At 38.7% G+C, this 17,453-nt stretch carries 16 protein-coding genes; 14 read left to right on the top strand and 2 right to left on the bottom strand.

The window, feature by feature from the left end; translation table 11 throughout:
• Positions 1–30: 30 nt before the first annotated feature.
• Entirely contained in the window at positions 31–1,656 is a 1,626-nt protein-coding gene (locus tag IGI80_RS01975; protein ID WP_438722566.1) for a PucR family transcriptional regulator, read from the bottom strand.
• A gap of 171 nt (positions 1,657–1,827) precedes the next feature.
• On the opposite strand from IGI80_RS01975, the gene IGI80_RS01970 reads away from it, so the two are divergent.
• Together IGI80_RS01970 and IGI80_RS01965 are read left to right on the top strand one after the other, a co-directional pair.
• Positions 1,828–3,036 carry a pyridoxal-phosphate-dependent aminotransferase family protein gene (locus tag IGI80_RS01970; RefSeq protein ID WP_438722565.1) on the top strand — a complete coding sequence of 403 codons (1,209 nt, stop codon included), beginning with the start codon at positions 1,828–1,830 and terminating at the stop codon, positions 3,034–3,036.
• Positions 3,037–3,133: 97 nt separating this feature from the next.
• Entirely contained in the window at positions 3,134–4,393 is a 1,260-nt protein-coding gene (locus IGI80_RS01965) for an MFS transporter (RefSeq protein ID WP_002368361.1), read from the top strand.
• 45 nt (positions 4,394–4,438) lie between these two features.
• Here the strand turns inward: IGI80_RS01965 and IGI80_RS01960 are convergent, their stop codons facing one another.
• Positions 4,439–4,699 carry a metal-sensitive transcriptional regulator gene (locus IGI80_RS01960; protein ID WP_002355063.1) on the bottom strand — a complete coding sequence of 87 codons (261 nt, stop codon included), beginning with the start codon at positions 4,697–4,699 and terminating at the stop codon, positions 4,439–4,441.
• A gap of 168 nt (positions 4,700–4,867) precedes the next feature.
• Here IGI80_RS01960 and IGI80_RS01955 point away from each other — a divergent pair, with 168 nt between their 5' ends.
• From IGI80_RS01955 to IGI80_RS01900, 12 genes are all read left to right on the top strand, one after another.
• Entirely contained in the window at positions 4,868–5,182 is a 315-nt protein-coding gene (locus IGI80_RS01955) for a rhodanese-like domain-containing protein (protein WP_002370047.1), read from the top strand.
• Positions 5,183–6,832 (top strand): FAD-dependent oxidoreductase, encoded by a 1,650-nt coding sequence (locus tag IGI80_RS01950; protein WP_113803397.1) that lies wholly within the window; start codon positions 5,183–5,185, stop codon positions 6,830–6,832.
• Positions 6,825–7,124 carry a rhodanese-like domain-containing protein gene (locus IGI80_RS01945; RefSeq protein ID WP_438722563.1) on the top strand — a complete coding sequence of 100 codons (300 nt, stop codon included), beginning with the start codon at positions 6,825–6,827 and terminating at the stop codon, positions 7,122–7,124. Before IGI80_RS01950 ends, IGI80_RS01945 begins: the two co-directional genes overlap by 8 nt.
• A gap of 171 nt (positions 7,125–7,295) precedes the next feature.
• Positions 7,296–8,462, top strand: coding sequence for an efflux RND transporter periplasmic adaptor subunit (locus IGI80_RS01940; RefSeq protein ID WP_002359132.1), 1,167 nt, complete (start codon positions 7,296–7,298; stop codon positions 8,460–8,462).
• Positions 8,455–9,129 carry an ABC transporter ATP-binding protein gene (locus IGI80_RS01935; RefSeq protein WP_002365285.1) on the top strand — a complete coding sequence of 225 codons (675 nt, stop codon included), beginning with the start codon at positions 8,455–8,457 and terminating at the stop codon, positions 9,127–9,129. The genes IGI80_RS01940 and IGI80_RS01935 overlap by 8 nt, the downstream gene beginning before the upstream one ends.
• Positions 9,126–10,334, top strand: coding sequence for an ABC transporter permease (locus tag IGI80_RS01930; protein ID WP_438722561.1), 1,209 nt, complete (start codon positions 9,126–9,128; stop codon positions 10,332–10,334). Before IGI80_RS01935 ends, IGI80_RS01930 begins: the two co-directional genes overlap by 4 nt.
• Before the next feature lie 380 nt (positions 10,335–10,714).
• Entirely contained in the window at positions 10,715–11,380 is a 666-nt protein-coding gene (locus IGI80_RS01925; RefSeq protein WP_002359135.1) for a helix-turn-helix domain-containing protein, read from the top strand.
• Between the two features lie 96 nt (positions 11,381–11,476).
• Complete coding sequence (locus IGI80_RS01920) at positions 11,477–12,925, top strand: amidase (RefSeq protein ID WP_438722560.1); 1,449 nt, start codon at positions 11,477–11,479, stop codon at positions 12,923–12,925.
• 65 nt (positions 12,926–12,990) lie between these two features.
• Positions 12,991–13,518: a histidine phosphatase family protein gene (locus tag IGI80_RS01915; RefSeq protein ID WP_002359138.1), complete on the top strand. Its 528-nt coding sequence runs from the start codon at positions 12,991–12,993 to the stop codon at positions 13,516–13,518.
• A 121-nt stretch (positions 13,519–13,639) separates the two neighbouring features.
• A complete protein-coding gene (locus tag IGI80_RS01910; protein WP_025194412.1) occupies positions 13,640–16,453 on the top strand; it encodes a sigma 54-interacting transcriptional regulator in 2,814 nt (937 codons plus the stop codon).
• 71 nt (positions 16,454–16,524) lie between these two features.
• The gene (locus tag IGI80_RS01905) at positions 16,525–16,926 is read left to right on the top strand and encodes a PTS sugar transporter subunit IIA (protein ID WP_002365282.1); all 402 of its coding nucleotides are present in this window, start codon (positions 16,525–16,527) and stop codon (positions 16,924–16,926) included.
• Between the two features lie 19 nt (positions 16,927–16,945).
• Positions 16,946–17,440 carry a PTS system mannose/fructose/N-acetylgalactosamine-transporter subunit IIB gene (locus IGI80_RS01900; RefSeq protein ID WP_010776135.1) on the top strand — a complete coding sequence of 165 codons (495 nt, stop codon included), beginning with the start codon at positions 16,946–16,948 and terminating at the stop codon, positions 17,438–17,440.
• Positions 17,441–17,453: the final 13 nt, after the last annotated feature.

Below are 17,453 nucleotides of genomic sequence, written 5' to 3'. Positions count from 1 at the left end.
GTTACTTTTATTCGGCTATTTTCCTGTTAATTATTTTTCTGAAAGTTCTAGCGCTACCCGTAAGAGTAAACTCGTCTCAGGCTCTTGAATAGAGGTGCCTAATAATTTTTCACATTGATTCATGCGATATTTAATGGTGTTTCTATGAAGGTAAAGAGCGTTGGCCGTTTTAGTAATTTCGCAATTGAAATCTAAAAAAACTTTCAAGGTTTTTCGTAATTCTTGTAACGTCGGTTCCGTCGGATAGGCCAACTCTTTCAATTGTTGCTGGCAAAAGTATTCAACATCTTCAGTGCCAATCTTTTCAAAAAGTCCAGCTAGGCCTTTTGGATGGAACAATTGCACAGTTGCTGGTTTTTGAGCGTGTAAAGAAGCCTCTAATGTCGAGGAAGCTTCAATATAAGAATTAGGCAAATCTTCTAGGTTTTCATAAGCATTGCCTAAAGCAAAGCGAATGGTAATAGGCAAAGCCTGTTGCAAACGTTCAGCGAGGTTTTGCAAAATCATCAAATGGTCATTTTTTTTAGATTGAAAAATCAAGATACTTTTATTTTGATTTTTTAATTTAAACAAGGCGACATCTGGCAGGATTTCCGGCAATTGTTCTTTGAGCCATTGGAAAATTAGTTGCCCTTCCGCTTGCTGATAACGAATATGGGTTTCATTTTCTGGTTTAGTCACGCCGTAGACAATCGCTAATTGATAATAATCACTGTTGATTAAACGATAATTTTTCCAAAGTTCCAACCAATTTTGATGTTTACTCAGCGCTTCTTGATGTGTATCAAGCAAGCGGTCCAAAAAGTCTGTTTTGAGATGTTCAAAAGATTCAGCAATTTTCTGGTTTTTAAATAACATAAAAGTCAAAACTAAAATGGCCTGATCAATGGCAAATTCAGAAATAGGATAAGGAATCTGTTCAGGAAATAAGACCAATAGATAATAGGGAAAATAATCGTTCACACGAATTGGAAAGCCAGCTACTTGAATGTTTTCTTGTCGCTCATCCTGTAAACGAAAGATTTTCTTTTCTTGTGCCAATTGTTGAAAGTGGTCTTTTGATAATTGTTCGATGAAAAACTCCGCCGATTTTTGATTGCCATAAAAATAATTCGAGTGGGCAATCACCTGTTGCCAAGGACTTAATAAAATAATTGGCGCATTTAAAATTTTCGCAAATTCAGCGATGAAACGCGTAGCATCAACATCTTGCATTAATAATGTTGAAAAACGCTTTTGGATGTCAAATGCTACAGACATCTGTTCGGTTTTGCTATCACGAAGATAGCCTACAATTTCATGCAACAACCCGCCTAGTGGCTGTGTGCTAGGAATTTTAATCAGGGGCAAATCAACGGCACTGGCATAGGCAACAATTTCTGGTGAAATTTCGTCAAGGAACCGCCCAACTTTGATTCCTAAAGCCGTACACTCTGCTTGTTTTAGCGAGTCAATAAAAGGTTTCAATTTTTCTTGATCATCTTTATAAATCATTGCCGTTGTTAAAATCATGACATTTTTAGGGATAAAATCAGCCACATCAGGTGTTTCCGTGATTTCTACACTTTCCAAGGGCTGTGTTAAGTTTGAGTGAGACGATAATAATTGTAAGTCAGAAAATCTTGGTAAAGCCAAGACCTCAGCTAATATTTTCATCACAACAACCTCCTTTTTTTATAGTATATCGAAGAATAAAAAGGAGTACAAAAGATAGTTATTGAATATGTCTAAAAAACAAAGTCAAAATAGTGCAAATTGAACAATGAATTTCTGGGTTTTTCCAAAGATAATAAAAGAGAAGAATTAAAAATGAAGTGAGGGATTACTATGTATCAACAACTAAATTTTGTACGGCGAACAATCATGACGCCGGGACCAGTCGAAGCCCATCCATCGGTACTTCGTCAAATGGGTCAACCAATTTTAGGGCAATTTGATCCAGAATTTCTACAGATTATGGACGAAGTTCGGGAAATGATTAAAGTACCTTTTGCCACAAAGAATCAACAAGCCTTTGCCATTGATGGCACGTCACGTTCAGGCTTAGAAGCGGGGTTATTTGCATTGATTGAGCCAGGTGACAAAGTGCTTGTGCCTGCGTATGGCCGGTTTGCTTATTTATTAGGTGAAATTTGCGAACGCGCCCGGGCCGAAGTCATTTATTTAGAAAAGGACTGGCTCGCACCGTTTGAACAAACAACGGTGATTGAAGCGATTAAAGAACATCAACCAAAAATTGTTGCGATGGTCCACGGCGAAACGGCGAATGCACAAATGCAACCGCTGGATCAAATTGGCGCCTTTTGTCGGGAAAATGAAATTTTCTTCGTAGTAGATATGGTGGCGACTTACGGCGGTGTCGAAACAAAGGTCGATGATTGGAAGATTGATATTGCGGTAGCAGGCACTCAAAAATGTGTCAGTGTACCTTCAGGCCTTTCTTTGATTACTTACAACCAACGTGTGGCCGACTATCTGGCTGGCCGTTACCAAAAAGAGTTAGGGCTTGGCGCGGATGCGCGGAATGAACGGTTCATTCAAAGTAACTACTTGGATTTATCGCAATTAGAAAAATATTGGGGACCAGAGCGCTTAAATCACCATACAGAAGCGACTACAATGATTTATGGGCTACATGAAGGGCTGCGCTTGTTACTTCAAGAAGGCATGGAAAATGTCTACGCACGCCATCGGAAAAACGATCGTATTTTAGTTGAAAGTCTGCAAAAAATGGGCTTAGAAATTTTCGGGAAGTTAGACACAAAAACACCAACAGTCATTCCTGTGGTCATTCCAGAAGGAATTGATGGTGAAAAAGTGCGGAGCTTATTATTGGATCATTTTAAAGTTGAAATTGCCTCTTCCTTCGGTGATTTAAAAGGAAAAATTTGGCGGGTCGGTAATATGGGTTACAGCAGTCGCGAAGACAATGTGTTGCATTTCTTAAGTGCCTTTGAGACTGTATTGAAACACCAAGGTTATCAATTTGAAGGCGGTAGCGGTAGTACTCATGCATTGGCTGAGTATTTAAACTAAAAAAGAAGGTAGGACAAAGGTCACTACGTAAAAAAGCGTAGTGCTTTTGTTCCTTGTGAAACGTTAACCAAAAAAATGATTGGTGGAGGAAAAGAAAATGACAGACAAGACAAAAAGTTCGTTGGCTTATTGGAAAAAAATCGTTATTTTACTATGTATGGGCTGGGTAACAATCTGGATTTATCGTTCCGCGCTTTCTCCCGTTTATCCACAAATTCGCGCGTCTCTAAATGGTAACGCTTCCGATACGGCCCTAGGGTCCATTTCTAGCTTTTATTTTCTCGGTTACGTAGTCATGCAGATTCCTGCAGGCTTCTTAGTAGACAAAATTGGGAAAAAACGTGTATTAATTCCAGGCTTTATCTTGTTTGCGCTGGCAGCATTACTGATTGCCCAAGCCCAAACGATTGGAACAATTTACTTAGGTAGCTTATTGGCAGGTTTAGGATGTGGTTCTTTCTATGGCTCGGCTTACTCGTTGACGTCGCAAAACATTCCTCAAGCCAAAAAAAGTTTTGCAACAGCTATTGTCAACAGTGGTTCAGCCGTTGGTTCAGGTTTAGGGATGATTTTATCTAGTTATTTAGTTGCCCAAAAAGGATTGCCTTGGCAAGTGATGATGTACATTTCCGCCTTTATGATTATTTGTATGTTAGTGGCTTTTCAAGTGATTATTCGCAATCATAAAGAAGACATGGCCTTGATTCAGCCAACCGTTGTTGATGAAAAAGATAACGGAGCGGTAAAAGAAAAAGTGCCCTTTAAAAAACTGTTTGCGCCACATATGCTATTTGCGTATATTTTATATTTTGGCACTTGTTATGCATATTATATGATTGTGACTTGGTTACCTAATTTTTTAAGTACCGAACGTGGTTTCCAAGGAGCGGCAATTGGATTGTCCTCTTCGCTGGTCGCATTTGCCTCTATTCCAGGAGCGTTATTTTTTAGTCGGTTGGCGGATAAGTACATGCATAAAAAAGTTCAATTCATCGTTGTTTTAGAATTTTTAGCAACAGCCATGCTCTTGTTAACTGTACAAGTAAGTAATGCGACGTTGTTATTAATTGCTTTAATTATGTATGGGTTCTTAGGAAAATTAGCTGTAGAACCGATTATTATTTCTTGGCTAGGTGAAAATGCACCAAAAATTGGAATTGGCACTACTTTGGGCGTGTTTAACTTTTTCGGCATGATGTCATCTGTGATCGCCCCAGCTTTGACTGGGAAAATTTCTGACACAACGGGTTCGAAAGTCATGGGCTTTTATATTGCCGTCGTGATTTTACTAATTGGCACGATTCTTTTTATGCTTGTCAATTTAAAAAAACGCGGGGCAGATTCGTCTAATAAATAAAAAAACAACGCAAACTTATCTTTCGCTGAATAAGTTTGCGTTGTTTTACTTTTTGACAATCATATTAATCGCTTGTGCTAATCGCTCTTCTTGTTCTTTAGGATCTTTTTCAGGATTTTCAAAGCAATGCTTTAAATTCTCCGCAACTATCATCCCCATTACGCGATCAATACTAGAACGGACCGCACTCAACTGAGTGATAACATCGATACATTCTTTTTCTTCATCAATCATTTTTTGAATCCCGCGAATTTGACCTTCTGTGCGGCGTAAACGATTCAGCACTTTCTTTTTTTCTTCAGTCATTTTGCCCCTCCTTAAGAGTAGTGATTGGTTTAAAATATACCTACACGAGGTATTTTTGTCAACTATCTTTTCTTTGAATCTAAAAATGGCAGAAATCTCTTCAGTTGACAAGTCTAACTTTTTCATGTTAAATATACCCCGTAAGGTATATAAGAGAAGGAGAAAAAGATGTTATTTCAATTGTTTAAAAAAACGCCAAGTATTTCAACAAAGGAATTGCAGTCACGTTTATCTAAAGAGATAACGTTATTAGATGTCCGAACACCTAGCGAATACCGCGCAGGGCATATTCCACAAGCGATTAATGTCCCACTTAACAAAATTCCCGCCTACAACAAATCCGCTAACGAGGTCTATGTGATTTGCCAGTCCGGCATGCGCAGTAAAAATGCGGCCAAAATTTTAGCGAGAAAAAACTATCACGTGATTAACGTTCGTGGCGGGATGTCCCAATGGTTTGGTCAAATTAAAGGAGGAAAATAAATGAAAATTGTAATTATCGGAGGCGTGGCTGGTGGCATGTCAGCAGCGACACGTTTACGTCGCTTAATGGAAGATGCTGAAATTGTTGTCATGGAAAAAGGCCCTTTTGTTTCATTTGCAAACTGTGGTTTGCCTTACTACGTTTCTGGCGAAATCGCAGAAAGAGAGCAACTGCTTGTTCAAACACCCGAAGCGTTAAAGGCACGGTTTAATTTAGATGTTCGTCCTCACCATGAAGTCGTGGCGATTGATCCAATAGAAAAAGTGATCACAGTGAAACATGAAACAGAAATTTTAACAGAACACTATGACAAATTAATTTTATCACCAGGGGCGAAACCTTTTGTGCCACCAATTACAGGATTGGCAGAAGCCAAAAATGTTTTTTCATTAAGAAATGTTCCTGATTTAGATCAAATTATGACAGCCTTGACACCAGAAACAAAACGAGCCGTCGTGATTGGCGCAGGCTTCATTGGCTTGGAAATGGCAGAAAACTTGCAAAAACGCGGATTAGAAGTCACTCTCGTGGAAAAAGCGCCTCATGTTTTACCGCCATTAGACGAAGAAATGGCCGCTTTTGTCAAAGCTGAATTAAGCAAAAACAATGTTCAAGTAATTACGGGACAATCTGCGGTTGCTTTTGAAGAAGAAGGGCAAGTGATTCGCTTAGAAGACGGTCAAACATTAGCTTCTGATTTAACCATTTTGTCGGTGGGGGTCCAACCAGAAAATACCTTAGCAGTTGAAGCAGGTGTAGCAACTGGTTTACGTGGCGGTATTGTTGTTGATGAACACTATCAAACGAATCAACCCGATATTTATGCGGTTGGGGATGCTATTGTAGTGAAACAACAAATCACTCAAGAAGATGCGCTGATTTCTTTAGCTTCTCCCGCCAATCGCCAAGGACGTCAAGTAGCGGATGTGATTGCTGGGTTAGAGAGAAAAAATCAAGGAAGCATTGGGACCGCCATTGTGCGAGTCTTTGATTTAACCGCTGCTTCAACTGGTTTAAGCGAACGGGCTGCTAAAGCTGCTGGACTAACAACAGCTGTTGTGCATATCAGTGGAAAAGACCATGCGGGGTATTATCCTGGCGCAACAGATCTTCAGTTAAAATTAGTTTTCCATCCTACGACAGGGGAAATTTATGGCGCACAAGGAATTGGGGCAAAGGGCGTAGATAAGCGGATTGATATTCTTGCGACCGCTATTAAAGGACAGTTAACTATTTTTGATTTGCCTGAATTAGAGTTTACCTATGCGCCGCCGTTTGGTTCAGCGAAAGATCCTGTGAACATGTTAGGCTATGCAGCGATGAACCTTGCAGAAGGATTGAGTGAAAACGTTCAATGGTATGAGTTATCCAACGAATTAGCTAATGGGGCTGTTTTATTAGATGTCCGTAATCCCGCTGAACAAGCCAATGGTCAATTTAAAAATGCTGTCTCTATTCCTTTAAATGAGTTAAGAGAACGTTTGGAGGAATTAGACAAGTCAACGGAGTACATTGTTAGTTGTCACAGCGGTTTGCGTAGTTATATTGCAGAACGGATGCTAAAACAAGCGGGCATCTCAGCCAAAAATTTAGATGGTGCTTTTGCGCTATATCGAATGGTAAAACCGGAGGAACTAGAAAATGTATAACACGATTGGCATGCCTGAATTTTATCAGGAAGCAAAACGAAAAAAATTACCGATTATTGATGTACGAAAAGAAATGGAATACCAACTGGGGCATGTCCCCCAGGCCATCAACTTACCTTTAAGTACTTTAACCGAAAATTATCAGCAATTAGATAAAAACCAACCCTATTATCTGATTTGTCAAATGGGATCGCGCTCCGCACAAGCGTGTGCGTTTCTCAGTCAACAAGGGTATCAAGTAACCAATGTTCTAGGTGGTACATCTGGCTGGTTGGGTCAATTAGAACAATAAAATAACAAAAAACGTTTATCCTTTTACACAGGATAAACGTTTTTTTGTTAGATAAAGATGTGTCAAAACTGTAAGAGGAATGATAGGAAGATGAAGGGACCAGTTTTTTTATTCATTATATACTAAATAAAATGACAAACTCGTCAACAGAAATCAAGGAGGAACAAATAAATGAAAAAGTCAGGCCAGAAGAAGCGAAATAAAAAAGTGTGGTTCGGTATTGGTGCCGCAGTGGTCGTCGTCGGATTTATCGGAGCAAAAACAGTTTTTTCTTCAAAAGAAGTTGAACCTGAATACACAACGTATACCATTACAGAAATGGCCTCATTAAAATTAGATGGTCAAGTGAGTTTTCTAGATACTCGGGATATTTTCTTTGATCCTTCTTTAGGAAAAATTGCCGAAATAAATGTTGAAAATGGTAAAGAAGTCAAGAAAGATAGTCCATTGTTAACGTACAATAACTCAGACATCCAAGCCACAGAAACAGAACAAGCGAATGCTGTTAATCGAAACAATCTTCAAGTCCAACAAGCACAAGAGAACGTTAACTTAGCCACTCAAAAATACAATGAAGCCTTAAACAAAGTTGCTGCAGCCAAGCAAAAATTAAACACCGCAAAAGAGGCTGAAGAGAAAGAAACACTAAATGCGGAAATTCAGCAATTGAATGAAGCTGTTAGTGCTGCGAATAGTGAAGTCGCCCAAGCTAACCAAGCCCTTCAATTAGCCAACAGTGATGCTGTCGGAGCAGCAAACACGCTTGAACAAACACGTGGCAAAGTCAACACAGTCGTTACAGCACCAATTGATGGCCAAGTCACTGTTGATGCTAGTGCCATGAGTAGTACCGACAAACCAGTCATTAAAATTGCAACACAAAAGAAAAATATTCAAGGAAAAGTAACCGAGTATGATTACGATAAATTACAGACAGGGGAAGAAGTAACAGTGACGACCGTTGGTTCAGGTAAATCAGCACCAGGCAAAATTGTTTCCATTGCGCAAACCCCAATAGCTAAAAATGAAGGCAATCCAGTAGTGAGTTATCAATTTACAGTAGAAGGTGATTTTCCTTGGGCAGAAGGCTTGTCTACTAGCATCGCTGTGCCACAAAAGCAAATGATTATACCGACAGCAGCAATCCAAAAAGAAGGCCAAAAAGAATTTGTCTATGTTTACAAAGCGGGCAAAGCGAAAAAAACACCGATTGAAACAGAAACAAATTTAGGTCGTAAAGTTGTCAAAAGTGGCTTGAATTGGAAAGACCAAGTGATTGCCAATCCCAATAAAGAATTAAAAGATAATCAAGATGTTCAGGTAGCTGCCAATGATTAAGCTAGCCCATATTCATAAATATTATTATTCCGAAGAAGAAACACTGCATGTGTTAGATGATATTAACCTCCAAGTAGACGCTGGAGAATTTTTAGCGATTATGGGTCCTTCTGGTTCTGGGAAATCGACTTTGATTAATTTGCTAGGCTTTATTGATAAAAAGTTTGAAGGAACGTATTTATTTGAAGACCGTGAAATTGGCGACTTTTCTGATAAGGAACTATCCCGAATTAGAAATGAAGCAGTCGGCTTTGTCTTTCAGAATTTTAGTTTAATTGAAACACTAACAGTTGAAGAAAACATTGAATTACCTCTTTTATATAGTGGGTTAACCCCAAAAGAAGCCAAAGATCGTGTCCACGAAGTTCTGACAAAAGTCGGCTTGCCAGATAAAGGCAAGAAGCATCCAAAACAACTTTCGGGCGGACAACAACAACGTGTGGCCATTGCGCGTGCGATTGTCAATCGGCCAAGTTTTATTATTGCAGATGAACCAACTGGGGCTTTAGATAGTAAAACATCGGAAGAAATTTTAACGCTCTTTCAGCAATTAAACAATGAAGGTGTCACCATTATTTTAGTGACACATGATGAAGAAACAATTGAATACTGCAATCGTTTGATTAAAGTTCGTGATGGAAAGATTTTAGAGGAGGTGCTGACATGAAACGTTCAATTATTTGGAAAACCGCCTTCCGTTCCATTTTGAAAAATAAGCGACGCAGCTTGTTAACGATGCTAGGGATTGTCATCGGGATCGCTTCGGTGATTACCATCGTGGCTATCGGTAACGGATTTAAAGAAGACATGGTCGATAAATTATCTGCTGAAAAACAAAAAGAAAATGTGAAAAAGATTTCTTTTTCGGCCTACAACACTTCGGATATGTTTAGTGACCAAGCGATGTTTACCGACAATGATTTAGGGGTCGTGCGCATGGTTCCTGGCGTAGAAAAAATTGATTTTGATCAAAGAGAAGTTGATGGCGCCCAAAAAGGCACACTGAATTTTCAAGCAGGACCGAAAAATCTTTCCGTAACCTATGAACTTGCCAACAAAACCACCAAAGAATTGTTGGCGGGACGCCAACTGAATGATGGAGACAATGCAAAAATGGATAAAACAGTGGTGGTGGATGAACTGGTTGCCAAAGAACTCTACCAAGACCCGACTGCAGCAGTTAATCGAACTTTTCCATATAAAGAGCAACTTTTTACCATTGTTGGCGTGACAACCAATACCAGCGGTGCCATTGGTCCAGGTAATGATGACTCATTACTTTATTTTCCAAAAAAGACCTATGAACATTATTTCGGCAAGCTAAAAGATACATCTACGTTGAAGCTAACAGTGGCACCTGGCTACCAACCAGATCAAGTATTGAAAGAAACAATAAAAACTCTCTCTCAACAAGGAACCATGAAAAACAGCGGGACGTATCAAGAATATAATGTTAAAGATACCATCAAAGAAATGGGCTCTTTATTAAATAATTTAACCTTGTTTATTTCCGCAATTGCGGCTATTTCACTGGTAATTGCTGGGGTCGGCGTTATGAATATGATGTACATTTCGGTCTCAGAACGGATTAAGGAAATTGGTATCCGATGTGCATTGGGCGGGACAGCCAGTGATATTAAAAAGCAATTCTTAACAGAAGGGATTGCCTTGACCTTAATCGGCGGAATTACTGGTTATCTTTTAGGAATGATTATTGCCTACTTAGCCTCAATGGCACTACCGTTTTCTGTTCGACCAGATTTAATGACCGTTTCATTAGCCATTGGGATTTCTGTCTTTATCGGGGTTGTATTTAGCTATTTCCCTGCCTCGGCAGCTTCAAAAAAAGACTTAATCGATATTATGAAATAAATATAAATAGCAAAGAAACAGCCATTTTTGGCTGTTTTTTTTAGTGAAAGTAGAAAAAAATCCAAAGATTTCAAGAGAAAGTAGCTAACAAACGTCAAAAGGTTGATATTAGCTACCAACCTTTTGACGTTTGTCAGCTAAATAAAAAAGAAAAAAATTAAAAAAATAGCACGTTGAGGATTAAATAACAAACATTTTTTAAATAAGACTATTGGAAATCCTTTATAAATCGGGGATTACAGGAATGACTGTTAATGACTGATTTGCTTGTAAATTTCTAAATTTTAATTCGAAAAAATTCCAGTATACTAAATATATCAAAACAAAACACGAAAATTGAGAAAATTTTGAACCAAAAAAGAATTAAGGAGGAATCAAGAATGAAAATAATGGTCATCACAAAAAATATTTTATCAGAAACTGCTTTTCAAAACCGCTTACAGCATTTAGATCACCAAGTTTTTTGTACGACGTGTCTGATTGGTGAAATTAAGGAAAGTCATTTGTTTTATCGAAAATTTGATGCCATCATTCTCAGCGAAACGATTCCTCGCAAAGAACAATATTTATATCTAAAGGAATTAGCCAGAGTTAAAACGCCGTTGTTTCTTCGCTCGGAAGATATTCCTACCTCGGAAGAATTGAGCATTAGCTATCAATATGGCATTCTCAATTGGTTACGATTGGATGCGACTTTGGATACGTTAAGAGAAAATCTCCTTTTGGCAGAATTAAATAAACCCATCCAACGAGAAGATGAAAAGTTAGATGTAGAGGGGATAAAGCTAACAGCCGCAGAACGTGCACTACTGGCTGTCTTGTATAGTACGCCAAAAGAACACTTACCAATGGAGCGCCTGTGTAAATTAATATATGACACAGAAGAAACAGCCAATAATCGAAAAAAAATGACCAAACAGCTGACAAAATTAAATAAAAAAATTCAAGTAGGGGGCTTTAAAAAACAAGGTATCCAAAATACACGTTATAAAGGCTACAAACTGCATCCGCAGTTGCTTCCTTACATTGGCGAATTATTTACTTAAATTAGAGAAGCACTTGACGAATGAAAATCACCATCACAGGATGACCCCTAAAAACCATGCTATACTAATAAGGAATAGTATAGGAGGTGGGTCTGTATGAAAGACGGACTATATTGGGTACAACAATTAAAAGAACAGAAAGTAAGTCGCACAGAACTCTTAAAGGATATTGAGAAAAAAGTCCAAAAGTTAAATCCAAAGATCAATGGCTTTGTAACCTTTGATAGCCAAGAAGCAGAAGCAACTTATCAAAAAAATAAACAGCAGGACACACTATTTGCTGGTTTGCCATTTCCATTGAAAATGTTAGGCCAAGAAAAAGCGGGGTGGTCAGCAACGGCCGGCTCGCAATTTTTTAAAAATAGTACTGCAACAACGACCTCTAACTTTGTCAAACAAGCAGAAACGATTGGTTTGATGCCTTTAGGACAAACCAACGCTCCAGAGTTTGGCTTTAAAAATATTACGGACCCTGCGCTTTACGGGCCAGCCCGCAATCCTTGGAACCTGGAACATTCGCCAGGCGGTTCCAGTGGCGGCGCTGCCGCAGTTGTCGCTAGCGGGATTGTTCCTATAGCCGGCGCTAGCGATGGCGGTGGCTCCATCCGAATTCCCGCCTCTTTTAGTGGCTTAATTGGCTTAAAACCTAGCCGTGGCTCCATGCCTGTCGGCCCTGAAGGCTGGCGAGGCTGGCAAGGTGCCTCGATTGACTTTGCGTTGACTATTTCTATGAGAGACACCAAAGCGTTATTCTATGGCCTACGTGGTAGCCACAGTGGCGCCCCCTACCAAGCGCCCTTGGCAGAATGGCAAACACACCCTAAAAAACAACGGCTAAAAATTGCTCTGTGTACCGCTTCGCCTATCGGCTCAATGATTTCGCCAGAAGCAACACTAGCGGCGAAACAAGCGGCTGATTTTCTGGCAGCCGCTGGCCATGAAATCATTGAAATTCCTTATCCAGTCGATGGTGCAGCGCTGATTCGCTCCTATTATCAAATGAACGGCGCAGAAACTACAGCGATGATGAACAGCATTCAACAGGGGCTCGGGCGCCCAATTCGTAAAGAAGAAATCGAACCTTTTTCATGGACCATGCATCAATTCGGCCAAAAGATTCCAGCAGCCACCTATGTTCATTCATTACAGTTGTGGGATCAAGCAGCAGTAACGATGGAAGAACTTTTTCAAAAATTTGATCTGTTTTTATCACCAACAACGGCTTTTTCAGCACCAAAAATTAACGAAGATTTGCAAAGTGAGCACATTCGTCAACGAATGGCGCAAGCAGCAGAATTAACAGAAGCAGAATTAGCTGAATTAATCTATGATTATTTTGATAAAAGTTTACAGCTAACACCGTATACTCAACTAGCTAACTTGACAGGACAACCAGCCATCAGCTTGCCCACACATGTTACGGCAACGGGGTTACCCTTAGGCATTCAATTGCTGGCTGCTCGTGGACGTGAAGATCTCTTATTCCAAGTAGGCGAACAGTTTGAGCAAGAAGGCAAATTTAAATTACCAGAAAGTTACCGCTAAATAGGGTGTTATTGTGACCAAATTTCAGATAAAATAGACACAAGACAAAAAACTGAGGTGGAAAAATGCTGTACGTAGTGAGACATGGTGAAACAGATTATAATGTGGCCCGTAGAATTTGTGGTCATGCGGAAGCGCAATTGACCGAAAAAGGCTATCAACAAGCAGAATTGGTAGCTGAAAAAATTGCCAAACAAGGAATTCAAATCGACCGTTTACTGGCGTCGCCTTTAAAAAGGGCGCAAGAAACAGCCCGTAAAATTGCAGAACGAAATCAATTGACGATTGAAACAGAACCTCGTTTAATTGAGATGAATTTTGGCATTTATGATGGTGAACCGATTGAAACAACGGCTTTCCAAGAAAATCGTTCTGAGATTTCCTTGCCGTTTCCAGAAGGGGAATCAGTCCTAGATGTCGCGGGTCGAATTTATCCCCTGATTGAGGAAGCCTTGGCTTCAGAGGAAACTTACCTATTTGTTTGCCACAATGCGGTTATGCGAGTCATTGATAACTACTTCAATGGTAAAAAAATCCAAGATTTCTTGGACTTTCATTGTGAAAATACACAACTTGTACAATACGGAGAATAAAAATCAAGTCTTTAATCTTTTGGTTAAAGACTTGATTTTTTTTATGGTAAATAAGAAACCGCTTCCGTTTTAATGTATAATAAATTAACTTTTGGATCAAAAAAGAAATGGGGAAAAGACTATGAGAATTGATAATATTCATCAAGCGTTAAAACAGTTTCACGTACAAAATCCAAGTAGCAAAGAAACCTTGTTGCCCGCAACGGCTTCGCAATTAAGTCAGACCTCTGGCTATACCCGAACCGCTGTTAGTGAAGAGCTTTCAGAATTAGTGAGAAAAGACCAAGTCGTTAAAGTTAAATCAAGACCGGTGTTATTTTTTGATAAAGACTACTTAGAGGAACAGTTTCCTTTTTTTAAAAGTAGCACGTGCTACGATTCCCTCGCTTCGCTGCAAGAGGACATTTATCAACAGACAGAACAGATACATAAGAAAAAGCAGCTACTGAAAATGAATCCATTTGCGAACGTAATTGGTTTTGATGGGAGCTTAGCAGACGCCATCAAGAAGTTGAAAGCCGCTATTTTATATCCGCCTAATGGCTTGAATATTTTACTTACTGGAGAATCTGGGGTGGGGAAAACCTTAATTGCAGAACAATTACACCAATTTTATCAAGTTAAAATGAACCAAGAAGTTCCGTTTATTTATTTTAATTGTGCAGAATATTTCAACAATCCAGAATTATTAACTTCGCATCTGTTTGGCTATAAAAAAGGCAGTTTCACTGGTGCCGTCAATGACCAAAAAGGTTTAGTGGAGTTGGCAGATGGCGGTTTTTTATTTTTAGATGAAGTCCATCGATTAACGAGCGAAGGCCAAGAAAAATTGTTTACAGTTTTGGATAAAGGGTATTTTACACGGATGGGCGAAGCCGAAAAACAAAGAAATGTATCGATAAAATTTATTTTTGCAACAACCGAAGCAGTCAATCAACATTTTTTGAAAACGTTTTTAAGAAGGATCCCTGTGACATTAGCCATTCCAGCTTTAGCCGAGCGCTCTTTGAAAGAAAAAATTCAATTGATTTTGTCCTTTTTCTTAGAAGAAAGTCAACGGATTCAAAAGAATATCCATATTCGTTATGAGGCGTTGAAACAATTAACATTTACTCATTTTGAAGCCAACGTAGGCGAATTGAAAGCGGCGATTCAATTTATGAGCGCACAAGCCTATTTAGAGGTGTTCGATCAATTAACGGAAACTATTTGCATTGAAGCAAACGAGGGGACAGTCAAAGAGCAACCTGATGTAGAAAGTCTGCTGGCTTTTAATGAGTGGATACCTAACGATGGCCTCACGATTCAATACAACCATTTTTATTTAAGCAGTCAAGAGTTACTTAAATCAGAAAGTCTGAAAAATGATCGTTTTTATAATTTTCTATTGAAAGAATATGCGGATTTGAAAAAATTAACTCTTTCGACAGAGGATGCGCTAGCAATCATGCAAAACAAAGTCGAGCAACTTTATGATATGGATATTTTTGCTCAAGAACCGCTAGCCATAGAGGCCATTGACGAAACATTGCAGCCAAAAATTCAAGAAGCCATTGTCTTTTTTGAACAATTAATCCAAGAAAAATTGACAGAGGATTTCCAGAATATTTTAATTGTCCACCTTTATTCTGCTGTTTTTTATTCTGCACAAATGAATGAAACATTTTATTCAGATACCAAAAATATCTATTCTGGCAAAGTAACCCAGTATCAAGCTGCTAAGACCATGGTGGACTTTCTACAAACATTGTTTGGGATTTCTTTTGCTGATACGGAAATCCTCTTTTTCGATCTATTTATTCGTAAAGTCACAGCTAAAAAAAGAGCGCACTCAGATGAAGAAAACTGTGGCGTTATCGTCGTTGCACATGGTGCCGCGACGGCCAGTAGCATGGTTGAGTACACCAACCTTCTGTTTTCAACAACGGTCATGCGTGCAGTTGATATGCCGATTAATCAATCAGTGGAAGAAACATTAGAAAAAGTCCGTACAATTGTAAAGCAAAATCAGTATAAAAAAATTATTTTAATGGTGGACATCGGTTCCCTGGTTTACTTTGGTAATGCTATCAGTCAAACGTTTCAAATGGAAGTGCTGCTAATTAGCAATATCAATCTATTAACATTGCTAGAAGTGGCCCGAGAAGTCATTTATGAATCGACGGCGTTTGAGTATCTATTACCAGTCTTAAAAGAAAAAAATCATCGCGCCTTGATTTGCAGTAAAGGTCGCTTCAACGAGGCAAAAGTTCTCATTATTTCCTGTCTAACTGGCATGGGGACTGCTATTAAAATTGAACAGTTGTTACTAAAAACTTTTCCCAATGAATTACTAACGAATGTACGCATCATTACTTTAGAGAAAAGAGAAGTGGAAGACATTGATCGCTTGCATTCTTTTGTTCGGAAAGAAGAGAAAATCGTTGGTATCATTGGCACCGTAAAGACAGAAGTGCCAGATATTCCGTTTATTTCTTTACAAGATTTACTATCGAAGCGGGGCATTCAGCTAGTTTTCGAATTATTAGGCCATCATTTAGAAGAAAAACAAAACCAAGAGTTACTAAAAAAAGTTTCAGCTAAATATATTCAAGGATTATCAATCGAAGCTATTACAGACTTACTAACGGTTTTGAATCCTACAACCATTTCAATCGAATTAGCTAAGATTTATTCAGACATTTGCTTGCAAACTAAAATAAAAAGTGACGAAAAGATTTTACTTCGTTTTATCATTCATTGTGCTTGTATGTTAGAACGGCAATTGTTGAATCCAGAATATGACCCGACAGCTTATGAAGTGTCATATCGAGAGTTGCCAGAAGCTGTATCTGTCATAAAAATGGCGTTTCGACCGCTTGAAGTGTCCTATAATCTGTTGATTCCACCTTTGGAAGTGCGCTATATTTATGAATTGCTCTTTGAAAAGGCTTAATTCAAACGGAAATGAAAGTTGGCACACTTATTGCTTTTAATAAAATGATTAATTAGCAAAGGAGTTTGTTTATGGAAAATGAACCAATTTTACTTTTAACACACAATGGTTGGGGCTTGGAATTAGTCAAAAGCGTCCAGATGATTGTTGGAGAAGTCACAAATGTACATGAAGTTGCATTACAAGCAGAGGATTCACTGGGGGATTATTTAGAACGAGTCACAGAAAAAATTGACCAATTAACGTGGCACAACCAGTTGCTAATTTTAACAGATGTTAAAGGCGGCACACCTAGTAACGTTGCATTACGTTTATCAAAAGATTATGACCTCCTGATTGTGTCAGGATTATGCACATCGTTATTATTAGAATCCGTCATGAAACAAAGTGGTCCTGGATTTCGTTTACAAGATGCAGAGATGATTCAACAAGCAGCAGTAGACAGTTGTCAAATTTTAGAAATTCCAAAATAAGAAAGTACAGGTGAACAGAATGTCAAAAATCGTATTAACAAGAGTCGATAGCCGTTTAATCCATGGACAAGTAGTGACTAAATGGTTACAACAATCAGGTGCAAATGAAATTTTGGTAGTGAGTGATGAACTAGAGCAAGATGAATTTTTACAAAGTATTTATTTAATGGCGGCGCCTCCAGGGGTTTCTGTAGTAATTAAAGGGATTGAAAGTGCCAAAGAATATTGGGGATCGCAAGAAAAGGAAGAGAAAAAGGTGTTATTTTTAGTGCCAGATTTAACGACCTTAAAAGCGATGGTGGACCAAGAAATTATTAAAGAGGAGATTCAAGTTGGTGGCTTAGGTGGCGGACCAAATCGGAAAAATGTTTTAAAAAATATCAATTTATCTGAAGAAGATGTTGCAATTTTGACTGAACTTTTAACGAAGGGCATCCATGTTTTCTTCCAAGCGATTCCCGAAGAAAATCCCCTACCAATTCAAAAATTAATTGAAAAATATCAATCACTATAATCAGAGAAAAAGG

This window comes from Enterococcus sp. DIV1420a, from assembly GCF_051712165.1.
GTDB classification, from domain to species: Bacteria; Bacillota; Bacilli; order Lactobacillales; family Enterococcaceae; genus Enterococcus; species Enterococcus faecalis.
Note: the sequence above shows the minus strand (reverse complement) of the source record. Positions and strands in the feature narration are given on the sequence as shown.